This is a genomic window from Streptomyces sp. NPDC034099 (genome assembly GCF_055575415.1).
This window is the reverse complement of sequence record NZ_JBVISR010000003.1, coordinates 674,415-687,556: the sequence shown is the minus strand read 5'-3', so window position 1 is coordinate 687,556 and position 13,142 is coordinate 674,415. Positions and strand designations below refer to the sequence as shown.

Below are 13,142 nucleotides of genomic sequence, written 5' to 3'. Positions count from 1 at the left end.
TGTATGGCGTGACGAATCCGACTCGTCCGACACTGTGCTGTTCGACATGATTCGCGTACTGCTGTCGTCAGCATGACCGGCGAGACGGTGCGGGTGTGACATTCTGCGGCGCTCCGGGCGGGGCGGCCCGGCCCGGCTCCCGTCCCGGGGGTCGGGTGTCAGCGGGGCACGACGTTCTCCAGCTCCTCACCCGCGGCGAAACGGCGCAACTGGCGTCGGATGAGCTGTTCGAGGCGGGGCCACAGGGAAGACGTGAACGCGCCGACGTGCGGCGTGATCAGCACGCCGGGTGTCTCCCGCAGCGGATGCCCCGGCGGGAGCGGCTCGGGGTCGGTCACGTCGAGCGCGGCCCGCAGCCGGCCCTCGTGGGTCTCCTTGAGCAGGGCGTCGGTGTCGACCACGGCCCCGCGTGCCACGTTGACGAGCAGGGCGCCGTCCTTCATGCCGGCCAGCATGCCCGCGTCGAAGAGCTGACGGGTCTGCGGGGTGAGCGGCACGGACAGCACGACGACATCGGCGTCGGCCACGAGCCGGGGCAGGTGTGCGGCGGAGCGGACGGGCCCCCGGGGCGCGTCCCGGTCCGTGCCGGCGACACGGGTCACCGCACATCCGAAGGGCACCAGGAGGTCCTCCAGCGCGGAGCCGACGGCGCCGTAGCCGACGATGAGCACGAACCGCCCGTACAGGGACGGGAAGACCTCCGGTCGCCACGCCCCGCCGTCCTGGGCGCGGACCGACTCCGGTATGCCGCGCAGCGAGGCGAGGATCAGGGCCAGGGCCAGTTCGGCCGTGCTCGGAGCGGGGGCCGCGCCCGCGTTGCACAGGGTCACCGGCCGAGGGAGCCGGTCCAGCTCCGCGCGCAGTTCGTCCGTGCCGGAACTCAGGGCCTGCACCGCCCGCAGACGTGTCATGCGGGGCAGGGGCATACCGATGACATCGATGTCCTTGGTCAGCGGCGGGGCGTAGAACTCCACCTCCGCCGGGTCCGAAGGGAAGGCCGAACGGCCGTCCCAGCGGGCGTACTCCAGGCCTGGTGGCAGGTCGGTGAGATCGGCGAACTGGGCGGGCAGCCATACCTGCGGGGTTCTCACGGTCATGACGGCGTGTTCTGCTTTCCCTCCAGGTTCCGCGAGGTCGGAACCACAGAACTGACTGCGTGTGCCACGCACTTGTGACAGTCGACCCCCCGTGACGGCCATCACCTCGACCCCTCCCGGGCCGGGCTCCTCGCGGGGCACCCGCTGTCACAGGCCCCGCTCACGCGTGGTCTAGCTGGACATGCACCCCGTCATCACCGGAGCACCGGTGTCCCGGCCGGACCCGGACTCCTACGCCGTGACCGCCGAGTTCTACGACATCCTTCAGGCCGACCGGGACGCGGCACGCGTCCGCGACCTCTACGGTCGGCATGTCGCGCGGGCCCGTCTCGGTGTGCTGGACATCGGTGCCGGGACCGGCCGGGTCACGCTGATGAGTCTGGCCGAGTCCGCAGTCGACGTGCACGCGGTGGAGCCCGCGCGAGCCATGCGCACGTCCTTGCTCACCCGCCTCGCCACCCTGCCCGCGCGTCAGCGCGAGCGCGTGACCGTACACCCGTACGTCCTGGACGAGGCGGCGCTGTACGCGGCGGCGGACGTCGCCGTGTGCCACAACACGGTCGCCTGTCTCCCCCCGGCCGCGCGGGACGCGCTGTGGCCCGCGATCCACGCGGCCCTGGCTCCCGGGGGCACGCTCCTCCTGGAACCGCCGCCCGCCCTGCTGCCCCCTCGCGACGTCGTGCGCCGCCTGCCGGAGCAGCGGGTGGGCGCGCACGTGTACGGCGGACGCATGACGATGTTCGCGGCGGGATACCGCATCCGCACCCGTGTCGACTACTGGGTGCGCAGCGGACGGCATGTGCTGCGGGAGCACACGGAGACGTTCTGGATGTGGCCCGCCTCGCGCACGCGGATCATTGACGACCTGGCACGGCACGGCTTCGTCCCACTGCCGGGGCACGACGATCCGCGCGTTCTGGCCGTGACGCGGCCGGCCCACCCGTGAACCGGGGCACGGGGCCGAGTGGGCCCGTGCCACGGTGTCACAACGCGTGTAGTCGCCCGGTCTGAAGGGTGACCGGGCCACTCGGTCCGTGTGCGCCTCACAGAATTGGACGGGGATCTCATGCCGCGTGCGAAGACGTTCGTGATCGTCGGAGGCGGCCTGGCCGCCGGCAAGGCCGCGGAGGAACTGCGCGAGCACGGCCACGACGGGCCGCTTCTCGTGATCGGGGACGAGCGGGAACGACCGTACATCCGGCCGCCGCTGTCCAAGGGCTACCTGCTGGGCAAGGAGGACCGCGAGTCCATCCACGTGCACCCCGAGAGCTGGTACCGGGACCACGACGTCGATCTGCTCCTGGGCACGAGCGTGACGTCCGTCGACGCGCATGGCCGGGCGGTGACGCTGGACGACGGCCGTCGCGTGCCCTACGCCGGTCTGCTGCTGGCCACCGGTTCCTCGCCGCGCCAACTGTCGGTGCCGGGCGCGGACCTGGAGGGCGTGCTGTACCTGCGGCGCGTGGGCGACAGCGAGCGCCTCAAGGAGGCGTTCACCGAGGGCGCCCGGATCGTCGTGGTCGGCGGCGGATGGATCGGGCTGGAAACCGCGGCGGCGGCCCGGGCGGCCGGTGCGGAGGTGACCGTGCTGGAGCGCGGTGAGCTGCCCCTGCTGAAGGTCCTGGGCCGGGAGGCGGCCGAGGTCTTCGCCGGTCTGCACCGGGACCACGGTGTGGACCTGCGTCCCCACGCCCAGATCGAGGCCGTCACCGGCACCGGGGGCCGCGTCGACGGGGTCCGGCTCGCCGACGGAACCCACCTGCCCGCGGACGCCGTGGTCGTGGGGGTCGGCATCACGCCCAACGTCCGCCTGGCCGAGGAGGCGGGCCTCGACGTGCGCAACGGCATCGTGACCGACGCCCACCTGCGGACCTCCGCCGACGGTGTCCACGCCGCCGGTGACGTCGCCAACGCCTACCACCCCCGGCTCGGCCGGCACCTGCGCGTGGAGCACTGGGCCAACGCACTGCACCAGCCCCGTACCGCCGCGCTGAGCATGCTCGGGCACGACGCGGTGTACGACCGGCTGCCGTACTTCTACACCGACCAGTACGACCTCGGCATGGAGTACACCGGGTACGCCGAACCGGGCGGCTACGACCGCGTCGTCTTCCGCGGGTCGCGCGAGGAGCGGCGGTTCCTGGCGTTCTGGATGTCCGGCGACCGGGTGCTGGCGGGGATGAGCGTCAACCTGTGGGACGTCATCGGGACGATCCGCGCCCTGATCGAGTCGGGCGCGGAGCCGGACGACGCCGCCCTCGCCGACCCCTCGGTCCCGCTGCAGAGCCTGCTTCCTCCGCACGCGCAGCCGACGGGAGACCAGGCGTGACCGACAGCGCTCCCGCGCCGCTGCGCCCGATGCCGGACGACTGGCGGCGGGCCCTGGCCGTGGTGGCCCACCCCGACGACCTCGAGTACGGGTGCTCGGCGGCCGTGGCCTCCTGGGTGGCCGACGGCAGACAGGTCACCTACGTGCTCGCCACCCGCGGTGAGGCCGGCATCGACACCCTGGATCCCGGACGGGCCGGCCCTCTGCGTGAGGCGGAACAGCGGGCCGCCGCCGCGGCGGTCGGTGTCCGCGCGGTGGACTTCCTCGACCACCGGGACGGTGTGATCGAATACGGCGTCACCCTGCGCCGCGACATCGCCGCCGCCGTACGGCGCCACCGGCCGGAACTGGTGATCACCCTGAACCACCGGGACACGTGGGCCGCCGGGGCCTGGAATACCCCGGACCACGTGGCGGTGGGGCGCGCGGTGCTGGACGCGGCGGCGGACGCGGGCAACCGCTGGATCTTCCCGGAACTGGCCGAACAGGGGCTGTCGCCCTGGAACGGCGTCCGCTGGGTGGCCGTCGCCAACTCACCGACGCCAACCCACGCCGTGTCCGCCGAGCCAGGCTTCGAACAGGGCGTCCAGTCCCTGCTGCGGCACCGGACCTACCTCAAGGCCCTGACCGAGGAGGACCCCGAGACGTACGCGCGCCGCTTCCTGGGCGAGAGCACCGGCGTCCACCGGGCACGGTTCGCCGGGACTCCCGCCGTCGCCTTCGAACTGTTCAGCCGATGACCGGAGCCACGCGCGCCCCTCATCGCCATTCCCGCCAGCCGCACGCGCCGCACCAGCCCGTGCCGAGGAAGGACCGATCATGACGTACGACTCCCCCGCCGTCCTGGACGCCGGACCGTCCGACGGCGTCGATCCGGACGAGTTCGTGCGCGCCGCCGTGCGCTGGCACTTCGACCCGGAAACCGGCTCCCGCTACTGGCTGGACCGTGCCGAACGGCTCGCCTTCGATCCGCGGCGGGACGTCAAGGGCGTTGACGACCTGGCGCTCTTCCCGGACCTGAGCGACGAACTGCGCCACGTCCCGGTGGCGGACCTGATCCCCCGGGGTTACGGCGGCGACGCCCGCCTGCTCAACGTCTTCGACAGCGGCGGGACGACCGGGGCGCCCAAGCGGGTCGTCCAGCTCGACGACTGGATGCGGCACAGCACCGCACAGGTCGACATGCGGCTGCGGGAGCACGGGCTGCCCGTCGGCGCCCAGTGGCTGACCGTGGCGCCGACCGGTCCGCATCTGGTGGGGGACGTGCTGCAACGGGCGGCGGCCTCGCTCGGCGGCCCGGGACTGAGCATCGACATGGACCCCCGGTGGGTGCGGAAACTGATCGCCACGGGCCGCGCCGACGAGGTCGAGTCGTACACCGACCACCTCGTCGAACAGTGCCGGCGGATCATGGTGACCCAGGACATCGGCGTCCTGGCGGCCACCACACCCCTGCTGGAGCGTTTCGCCCGCGAGGACGACCTCCTGGAACGGATCAACGGCTCGGTCCGGGCGATCGTCTGGGGCGGCACCCACATGGACCCCGACACCCGCCACCTGCTGGCCACGGACGTCTTCCCCGACGTGCCGCTGATCGGCATGTACGGCAACACCATGATGCTCACCGCACTGCTCGAACGCGCCGGTCTCGACGCCTCGCAGCCCTGCGTCTTCGACCCGGTGTCGCCGTACGTGTTCCTGTCGGTCATCGACCCCGTCACCGGGGAACCCGTCGCGGTCGGCGAGCGCGGCCAGGTGATCGTCAGCCACGTCAGCAAGTCGATGCTCATCCCCCACAACGCCGAGCGCGACACGGCCGTGCGCGTCAGGCCCGCGGGCGGTCACGCGGGCGACGCCGTGGCGGACGTGGCGCCGGTGCCCACGGTGAAGGGCGAGACCGTGATCGAGGGCGTGTACTGATGGCCCCCGCCGATGTCGCCGAGCCGGTGTACCTGGACGCCCTGGGACCCCGCGGCCCCTACCGGACCCGTGTGCCGGAGCCCGTGACGGACGTCTCCGGTACCGAGGTGGCGCGGCTGAGTCTGGTGCCGCCGGTGTACGTCGACCGGGCGCTGGCCGCGCTGCGCAAGGCCGGGCCGGTCCCGGCGGCCGACCTGGACTCGCTGCTGGCGACGGCCGCCGAGGAGTTCGCCACCGGCACCGTCGGCGGGCTGGACGTGCGCGAGTACGAGTACCTGGTGAGCCGGACCTCCGGTACCCCGCTGGCCGTGGTGCGCGACGCGACCCGCGGCACGGCGAGGTTCGTCGGCCGCGCCCGTGCCTCGGCCGAGCAGGGCAGGCCGCGCGGAACGGTCCGGGAGCGCCTGGACCCCTCCCTCGGGGCCGGGCACGCCGTGTGGGCCCGCCGGGGCGAGGTGTTCGCCGTCAACGCGTCCGGCAATCATCCGGGGGTCCACCGGCTGTGGCTGGAGGCGCTGGCTCTCGGCTACCGCGTGGCCGTACGGCCGTCGCGGCGCGAGCCGTTCACCCCGCACCGCCTGGTCGGCGCGCTGCACCGGGCGGGCGTCGGCCAGGACAGGCTGGCGCTGCTGCCCACGGACCACCGGACCGCGCAGACGCTGATCCGCGGCGCCGACCGTGCGGTGGTGTACGGCGGTGACGAGGTCGTCGCCCGCTACGCCCACGACGCCCGCGTGCTGCCCCAGGGGCCCGGCCGGACGAAGATCCTCGTCACGGCGGACACGGACTGGCGGGAGCACCTGGACACGATCGTCGCTTCCGTCGCCGACGAGGCCGGCACCGCGTGCGTCAACGCCACCGCCGTCCTCGTCGAGGGCGACCCGGCGCCGCTCGCGGAGGCCCTCGCGGCGCGCCTGTCCCAGCTGCCCGGTCTGCCGCCCCAGGACACCCGGGCGGTTCTCCCGGTGTGCCCGCTGGACCGGGCCCTGGCCCTCGACTCCTACCTGAGGTCGGTGGCGGCGGGGACCCGCGCCTGGCTCGGCGGCGACGGCATCGTCGACGACCTCGGGGACGGAAGTGCCGTCCTGCGGCCCGCCGTCCATCAGGTCGCCGACGCCGGCGCCCCGCAGGTGGGAACCGAACTCCCTTTCCCCTGCGTGTGGGTGGCGCCCTGGAGCCGCTCGGACGGCATCGCCCCGCTGCGCGGGACACTCGTGCTCTCGGTCCTCTCCCGCGATCGCGCACTGCTCGACGTGCTGGTGGCGGAACCCTCCATCGCCAACGTGTACGCAGGTGACCACCCGTCGTACTGGATGGCTCCGGGAGTGCCCCACGACGGCTACCTGTCGGACTTCCTGATGCGCGGCAAGGCGGTGGTCGGTTTCGGGGGCGGGTGACCACGGTCAGTGGGGCAGCAGCATCATCACGGCCGTGCCCAGCGACATCGCGCCGTCGCGCACGTACCCGTACGGGTCCGTCGCGGCGGCGCGGTGCGTGGGGTCCGTGGCGGTCCGCAGCGCGGGCATGGGGCGCGTCAACGACCGCAGGGCACAGCCGAGGAGATACACCGTCAGTACGACGGTGACCAGGGTCGCCGTCGTCGAGGCGTCGGTGGCATGGCCGTGGGCGCCGGTGTGATGCGCGGCCGGTACGCCCGCGGCGGCCACGGTTTCGGAGGCGCCGGCGCCGGGCGGGATCCGCGCCATCCAGGCCATCGCCGCCATGCCGACGGCGGACGTCAGCCGGTCGGCGAACACCGCCGCCTTATGGGCGGTCAGCAGGAACCACAGCGCGGCGGCGGTGAAGAACGCCGTCGCGGCCCGGCCGGACAGGGGCGGGCCGCAACTCCAGGGCATCGCCGCCATGGCGGCGGCCATGGCGCAGTGCAGGACGAGGTCCACGCGGTCACGACCGCCCGCACCCGGTGACCGGACAGCGTGCCACAGCACGTGCAGGGTCACTACGGCGAACAACAGCGTCAGCATGCCGTGCACGGCGTCGAGAGCCGGCGTCCTGTCCGACACGGTGTGCCCCTTCTGGTCCCTGGCGGTTCGCTGTCCTGACCGGGTGCGCGATCGATCCGTGACAGGGCACGTCCGCGGGCCGGGCGGGACGCCGGACACAGGGTCCCCCGACGACGGTGCGTGTGCAATGGTGACCCTTTGCCACGGTGTGCCACCTGTGGGATCCGAGCGCACGCGTGCGCCCCTCCGCCGACGCGCCCGCCCGCGCCCGCTTGTAGCATGGGATGCACGAAGCCAGAAGGGATGTTCCATGCACGCTGGCGCCTCACCCGGCACCCTTGACCAGGCGACGAAGGACTTCCTCTCGGCGCGCCCGCAGCTCTTCGGTATCGCGTACCGGGTCCTGGGCAGTGCGGCGGAGGCCGAGGACATCGTGCAGGAGACCTGGCTGCGGTGGCAGAGCACCGACCGTTCGAAGGTGCACGAACCGACCGCTTTCCTGACCACGGTCGCCACGAGACTGGCGATCAACGTGGCCCAGTCCGCGCGAGTGCGTCGGGAGTCCTATGTCGGGCCCTGGCTTCCCGAGCCCGTCGACACCACGCAGGATCCGCACCTGGGCGCGGAGCGTGCCGAGGCCGTGGAGATGGCGGTCCTGCTGCTCCTGGAGAAGCTGAACCCCGTGGAGCGCACCGCCTACGTGCTCCGGGAGGCGTTCGACTACCCGTACGGCCGGATCGCCGAGATCCTGGAGACCAGCGAAGCCAACACCCGCCAACTGGTGAGCCGTGGCCGCAAGCACCTGGCCGCCGAACGCAAGGAGGCCGTTACCCCGACAGCCCATCGACGGCTGCTGGAGGTCTTCCTCTCCGCGGCGCGGACGGGTGACCTGTCGGGCCTGGAGGACGTGCTCACCGCCGACGTCGTCAGCTACACGGACGGCAACGGAATCCGCGGCGCGTCGAGGATCCCGGTCGTCGGACTGCCCCACGTCTCGCGCTACCTCGTGGCCTTCGCTCCGCGCTTCTGGCCGCAGTCGCAGGTCCGGTGGGTCGAGGCCAACGGACGGCCTGCCGTCCTGGTCCTCTCCGGCGAGAAGGCCGTCGCCCTGCTGACCGCCGACATCTCGGTGGACGGCATCGACCGGCTCATGTGGGTGATGAACCCGGACAAACTGGCGCCCTACGTGGCCTCCCTGCGGGACTGACCTGCGGTCGGGGGTCCTCGGCCGCCAACGGGCGGGCGTCACAACAACGGTCGCTCGTCGGTCATCCAGTCGTCCCGGACGTCTGCCGGGACCGCGCACCACGACGACACCGGAGCCATGCCGTGACCGAGCGGATCAAGTTGCCCACCCTGTCGACCGAGAAGGATTTCGACGGGAAGGAGTTCTCGCCCATCTACACCACCACGGTGACCGTCCACGGTGGTCCGGCCTCGCACGGGCGGGCCTCCGGCCACGCACGCTCGGCCGACGGGGCCTTGGACCTCGACCTGCGGATGCCGGCCGAGCTGGGCGGTGACGGTCGGGGGACCAACCCCGAGCAGCTCTTCGCGGCCGGTTTCGCCGCCTGCTTCCACGGCGCGCTCAGCCTGCTGGCCCGGCAGGAGGTGCTGGACCCCGCCGCGATCTCCGTCGTGGCGACCGTCGCCTTCGGCCGGGACCCGGAGGACGGCGGCTATCTGCTGCGCGCCGATCTGGTGGTGCGGTGGCCCGGTGTCGATCCCGCCACGGCCGACGAGCTGATCGGGAAGGCCGACGCGTTGTGCCCCTATGCGCGCATGGCGTGGAGAGGAACGCCCACCACCATCACACTCGCCTCCTGACCGGGCACGCTCGGTGGAGCGGCCGGTCAGGAGGGGAACCACAGATCCGCGTCGGCCGCTTCCTCCTTGCGGACGGTGAAGAAGGAGATCTCCTTCTTGTGCGGCCCGCTCTGCGGGGGCAGTGCCTCGACCACCGGGTGATCGCCGACCGTGTCACGCCCTGCGCGCGGCGGGGAGGCCGCCTCGTCGAAGTACTCCGCGTTCACGGCGAGGTAGTGCGCCCAATGCCGCGGCAGATCGTCCTCGTGGAAGATCGCCTCCACGGGGCAGACGGGTTCGCACGCATGGCAGTCGACGCACTCCGCCGGGTTGATGTAGAGCGTGCGCGCACCCTCGTAGATGCAGTCCACGGGGCATTCGGTGACACACGCCCGGTCCTTGATGTCCACGCAGGGCTGTGCGATGACGTACGTCATCCGTCTTCTCCTCTTCGGCCGTCGGACATCCCCCGGCGGCTTGTCGCACGGTCGTCAGGTTCGTCCAGATGACCGGGGACCCCGGCACGTTGTGACACGCGCGCGCCGCCGATGTCACAAACCGCCGCCCGACGTGGTCCTAGTCAGTGACCACCCAGAGCGACGGGAGCAAACGTGCCTCTCACCGAACAACGTCTTTCCACCACTGTGCTGGTGATCGGTACCGGCGGTTCCGGCCTGCGGGCGGCGATCGAGCTGGCCGAGGCCGGCGTCGACGTCATCGCCGTCGGCAAGCGTCCCAAGGAGGACACCCACACCTCCCTGGCGGCCGGCGGCATCAACGCGGCCCTGGCCACGATGGACCCCGAGGACTCCTGGCAGCAGCATGCCGCGGACACCCTCAAGGAGAGCTACCTGCTGGGCGACCCCCGTACGGCGGAGATCGTCACCCAGGGCGCGGCCCTGGGTATCGACGACCTGGAGCGGTACGGCATGGCCTTCGCCCGCGAAGGGGACGGCCGCATCTCGCAGCGCTTCTTCGGCGCCCACAAGTTCCGTCGTACGGCCTTCGCCGGCGACTACACCGGCCTGGAGATCCAGCGCACCCTGATCCGGCGTGCGGTCCAGCTGGACATACCGGTACTCGACAGCGTCTACATCACGCGTCTGCTGGTCCACGACGGTGCCGTCTTCGGGGCCTACGGCTTCGACCTGACCAACGGCACCCGTCATCTCATTCACGCGGACGCCGTGATCCTCGCGGCCGGCGGGCACACGCGCATCTGGCGTCGCACCTCGTCGCGCCGGGACGAGAACACCGGCGACTCCTTCCGCCTGGCCGTCGAGGCCGGGGCCCGCCTGCGCGACCCCGAGCTGGTGCAGTTCCACCCGTCCGGCATCATCGAACCGGAGAACGCCGCGGGCACCCTGGTCAGCGAGGCCGCCCGCGGTGAGGGCGGCATCCTGCGCAATGCCCTCGGCGAGCGGTACATGAGCCGCTACGACCCCGAGCGCATGGAACTGTCCACGCGCGACCGCGTGGCCCTCGCCTCGTACACCGAGATCAAGGAGGGCCGGGGCACCGCGAACGGCGGGGTCTGGCTCGACGTCTCGCACCTGCCCCGCCAGACGATCATGAACCGGCTGCCCCGGGTCTACCAGACGCTCCTCGACTTGCAGATGCTCGACATCACCCGTGAACCCATCGAGGTGGCCCCGACGGCCCACTACTCGATGGGCGGCGTCTGGGTCCGTCCCGAGGACCACAGCACCGACGTCCGCGGTCTGTACGCCATCGGCGAGGCCGCCAGCGGTCTGCACGGCGCCAACCGCCTCGGCGGCAACAGCCTGATCGAACTCCTCGTCTACGGCCGTATCACCGGCCAGGCCGCGGCGGCCTACTCGGAGTCCCTCGCCGCACAGCCCCGGTCCGCGACCGCGGTGGCCGAGGCGCGAGCCGAGGTCGACGAGATGCTGGCCGCTGACGGCCCCGAGAACGTCCGGGCATTGCAGCGCGCGATCCGCAACACCATGACCGAGCACGCCGGTGTCGTCCGGGACGAACAGGGTCTGCGCACCGGCCTCGAGGAGCTGGACGCCGTCGAGAAGCGCATGCAGAACGTCGGCGTCCATCCCGACATCGCCGGTTTCCAGGACCTGGCCCACGCCTTCGACCTCAAGTCGGCCGCCCTGGCGGCCCGCGCCACCCTCGAAGCGGCACTGGAACGCCGGGAGACCCGCGGTTGTCACAACCGCAGCGACTTCCCCGACATGGACCCCGCCTTCCGCGTGAACCTGGTCTGGTCTCCGACGACCGGAATCACCCACGAGCACATTCCCGACGTCCCGGACGAGGTCGCTGCGCTCATGGCGGACGTGTCCACCGACGGAAAGCTCGTCGAGTAACAGGCTTCCGATCACCGGAAAAGCCAGAACATCTGAACTCCATTAGCGCCAGAAGCGCCAGAACACCGAAAACGCAGTTCGCCTTGTCACAGAGCGAGTGAGCATTCGGTCTTGTCTGGTGCAGGCGACAACGCACATTCCGAAAGGATATCCACATGAAGGTCGTAGTCATCGGTGGTACCGGACTGATCGGTTCAAAGCTGGTCGCCAAGCTCAACGAGCACGGTCACGAGGCGGTGCCGGCCGCTCCCAACACCGGGGTCAACACGCTCACGGGCGAGGGCCTGGCCGAGGTCCTGACCGGCGCCTCCGTCGTGATCGACGTCTCCAACTCGCCCTCCTTCGAGGACGGCGCCGTCATGGAGTTCTTCCGCACCTCCACCTCCAACCTCCTCAAGGCGGAGGCGAACGCCGGGGTGACCCACCACGTGGCGCTCTCCGTGGTCGGCACGGAGCGGCTCCAGGAGAGCGGCTACTTCCGCGCCAAGCAGGCGCAGGAGGGCCTGATCAAGGACTCGGGCATCCCGTACTCGATCGTCCACGCCACGCAGTTCTTCGAGTTCATGAAGGGCATCGCCGAGGCGGCGACCGACGGGGACACCGTCCGGCTGGCCCCGGTCAAGATCCGGCCCATCTTCTCCGACGACGTGGCCGCCGCCGTCGGCCGTACCGCGGTCGGCACGCCCGTGGGCGGGGTGGTGGAGGTCGCCGGCCCCGAGGAGTTCCAGCTCGACGAGCTGATCCGCAAGGGACTGGCCGCCAAGAAGGACCCGCGCCAGGTCGTGGCCGACGTGCACGCCCCGTACTTCGGCGCGGAGCTGCAGGAGACCACGCTGCTCCCCGGTCCGGACGCGCACATCGCCGAGACCCGGTTCGCCGACTGGCTCGCGCAGCAGCGCTGAGTCGTCGGGTGGCGGGCCCCGCGCGAGGGGTCCGCACCCACCACAGGGGGCCTGTCGTCCGCACCGCGGCGCGGCAGGCCCCTTTCGACACAGAAAGCCGACCCACCATCATGATTCAACGCGACAACGCCACCTCCCCGGCCCTCGGTGCGCACCCGGCCGTGACCGGTGCCTACACCATCGACCCGGTCCACAGCACGATCGGCTTCTCCGTCCGGCACGCCATGATCACCAATGTGCGCGGACGGTTCGACCGCTTCGAGGGTCTTCTCGTGCTCGACGGCTCCGCCCCGTCCCGTTCCAAGGCGTACGTGAGCGTCCAGACCGACAGCATGGACACGGGCGCGGCGGACCGCGACGCCCACCTCGCGGGGCCCGACTTCTTCGACTCCGCGACGTTTCCCCTGATGACCTTCCACTCCACCGGCATCGTCCCGCTCGGCGACAACGAGTTCCGCCTGACCGGCAGCCTGCGCATCAAGGACATCGAACTGCCCCTGGACATCGACATCGTCTTCGGCGGGGCCGGTGACGACGCCTTCGGCAACCACCGAGTCGGCTTCGCGGGCTCCACCACCCTGCGGCGTTCGGACTGGGGCCTGGCCTAGAACACACCGCTCGACACGGGGGGTGTGCTCATCAGCGACAAGGTGACGCTGACCCTGGACATCTCGGCCATACGGACAGAGCAGGAGGCGGCGGCCTGACGGGACACCGATGCGGGTGGGCGGGGGTGGTCCCGGCTGTGGACCATCCCCGCCCACCCGCATCGGTGTCCGGCC

The 13,142-nt window shown here is 71.6% G+C and carries 11 protein-coding genes and 2 pseudogenes; 10 read left to right on the top strand and 3 right to left on the bottom strand.

What is annotated here, in order from left to right; translation table 11 throughout:
* Positions 1 to 158: 158 nt before the first annotated feature.
* The gene (locus tag ACZ56V_RS12150) at positions 159 to 1,097 is read right to left on the bottom strand and encodes a 2-hydroxyacid dehydrogenase (RefSeq protein WP_468941518.1); all 939 of its coding nucleotides are present in this window, start codon (positions 1,095 to 1,097) and stop codon (positions 159 to 161) included.
* A gap of 181 nt (positions 1,098 to 1,278) precedes the next feature.
* On the opposite strand from ACZ56V_RS12150, the gene ACZ56V_RS12145 reads away from it, so the two are divergent.
* From ACZ56V_RS12145 to ACZ56V_RS12125, 5 genes are all read left to right on the top strand, one after another.
* Positions 1,279 to 2,043, top strand: coding sequence for a class I SAM-dependent methyltransferase (locus tag ACZ56V_RS12145; RefSeq protein WP_468941516.1), 765 nt, complete (start codon positions 1,279 to 1,281; stop codon positions 2,041 to 2,043).
* Between the two features lie 120 nt (positions 2,044 to 2,163).
* On the top strand, positions 2,164 to 3,426 hold the full coding sequence (locus ACZ56V_RS12140; protein WP_468941514.1) for an NAD(P)/FAD-dependent oxidoreductase: 1,263 nt from the start codon (positions 2,164 to 2,166) through the stop codon (positions 3,424 to 3,426).
* Positions 3,423 to 4,166, top strand: a complete 744-nt coding sequence (locus ACZ56V_RS12135) for a PIG-L deacetylase family protein (protein WP_468941511.1) — start codon at positions 3,423 to 3,425, stop codon at positions 4,164 to 4,166. The genes ACZ56V_RS12140 and ACZ56V_RS12135 overlap by 4 nt, the downstream gene beginning before the upstream one ends.
* A 79-nt stretch (positions 4,167 to 4,245) precedes the next feature.
* The gene (locus tag ACZ56V_RS12130) at positions 4,246 to 5,346 is read left to right on the top strand and encodes a phenazine antibiotic biosynthesis protein (protein WP_468941508.1); all 1,101 of its coding nucleotides are present in this window, start codon (positions 4,246 to 4,248) and stop codon (positions 5,344 to 5,346) included.
* Positions 5,346 to 6,743 carry an aldehyde dehydrogenase family protein gene (locus tag ACZ56V_RS12125; RefSeq protein ID WP_468941506.1) on the top strand — a complete coding sequence of 466 codons (1,398 nt, stop codon included), beginning with the start codon at positions 5,346 to 5,348 and terminating at the stop codon, positions 6,741 to 6,743. Before ACZ56V_RS12130 ends, ACZ56V_RS12125 begins: the two co-directional genes overlap by 1 nt.
* Before the next feature lie 6 nt (positions 6,744 to 6,749).
* On the opposite strand, the gene ACZ56V_RS12120 is transcribed toward ACZ56V_RS12125, so the two are convergent.
* Complete coding sequence (locus ACZ56V_RS12120; RefSeq protein ID WP_468941503.1) at positions 6,750 to 7,370, bottom strand: DUF5134 domain-containing protein; 621 nt, start codon at positions 7,368 to 7,370, stop codon at positions 6,750 to 6,752.
* Positions 7,371 to 7,620: 250 nt separating this feature from the next.
* Between ACZ56V_RS12120 and ACZ56V_RS12115 the strand changes: the two genes are divergently transcribed.
* Both ACZ56V_RS12115 and ACZ56V_RS12110 read left to right on the top strand, forming a co-directional pair.
* Positions 7,621 to 8,517 (top strand): RNA polymerase sigma-70 factor, encoded by an 897-nt coding sequence (locus tag ACZ56V_RS12115; RefSeq protein WP_468941500.1) that lies wholly within the window; start codon positions 7,621 to 7,623, stop codon positions 8,515 to 8,517.
* A gap of 122 nt (positions 8,518 to 8,639) precedes the next feature.
* A complete protein-coding gene (locus tag ACZ56V_RS12110) occupies positions 8,640 to 9,137 on the top strand; it encodes an Ohr family peroxiredoxin (protein WP_468941497.1) in 498 nt (165 codons plus the stop codon).
* A gap of 104 nt (positions 9,138 to 9,241) precedes the next feature.
* On the opposite strand, the pseudogene fdxA reads toward ACZ56V_RS12110, so the two are convergent.
* Positions 9,242 to 9,553: pseudogene (fdxA, locus tag ACZ56V_RS12105) on the bottom strand (ferredoxin); the annotation flags it as partial.
* 174 nt (positions 9,554 to 9,727) lie between these two features.
* On the opposite strand from fdxA, the gene ACZ56V_RS12100 reads away from it, so the two are divergent.
* The 3 genes and pseudogenes from ACZ56V_RS12100 (at position 9,728) to ACZ56V_RS12090 (ending at position 13,067) form a co-directional block, all read left to right on the top strand.
* Positions 9,728 to 11,458 (top strand): L-aspartate oxidase, encoded by a 1,731-nt coding sequence (locus tag ACZ56V_RS12100; RefSeq protein ID WP_468941494.1) that lies wholly within the window; start codon positions 9,728 to 9,730, stop codon positions 11,456 to 11,458.
* 155 nt (positions 11,459 to 11,613) lie between these two features.
* A complete protein-coding gene (locus ACZ56V_RS12095; protein WP_468941492.1) occupies positions 11,614 to 12,360 on the top strand; it encodes an SDR family oxidoreductase in 747 nt (248 codons plus the stop codon).
* 110 nt (positions 12,361 to 12,470) lie between these two features.
* A pseudogene (locus tag ACZ56V_RS12090) lies at positions 12,471 to 13,067 on the top strand (YceI family protein).
* Positions 13,068 to 13,142 lie beyond the last annotated feature (75 nt).

Bases quoted from the DNA above. Each gene is read 5' to 3' on its own strand.
- ACZ56V_RS12150 (WP_468941518.1), bottom strand. From the start codon at position 1,097: ATGACCGTGAGAACCCCGCAGGTATGGCTGCCCGCCCAGTTCGCCGAT.
- ACZ56V_RS12145 (WP_468941516.1), top strand. From the start codon at position 1,279: ATGCACCCCGTCATCACCGGAGCACCGGTGTCCCGGCCGGACCCGGAC.
- ACZ56V_RS12140 (WP_468941514.1), top strand. From the start codon at position 2,164: ATGCCGCGTGCGAAGACGTTCGTGATCGTCGGAGGCGGCCTGGCCGCC.
- ACZ56V_RS12130 (WP_468941508.1), top strand. From the start codon at position 4,246: ATGACGTACGACTCCCCCGCCGTCCTGGACGCCGGACCGTCCGACGGC.
- ACZ56V_RS12125 (WP_468941506.1), top strand. From the start codon at position 5,346: ATGGCCCCCGCCGATGTCGCCGAGCCGGTGTACCTGGACGCCCTGGGA.
- ACZ56V_RS12115 (WP_468941500.1), top strand. From the start codon at position 7,621: ATGCACGCTGGCGCCTCACCCGGCACCCTTGACCAGGCGACGAAGGAC.
- ACZ56V_RS12095 (WP_468941492.1), top strand. From the start codon at position 11,614: ATGAAGGTCGTAGTCATCGGTGGTACCGGACTGATCGGTTCAAAGCTG.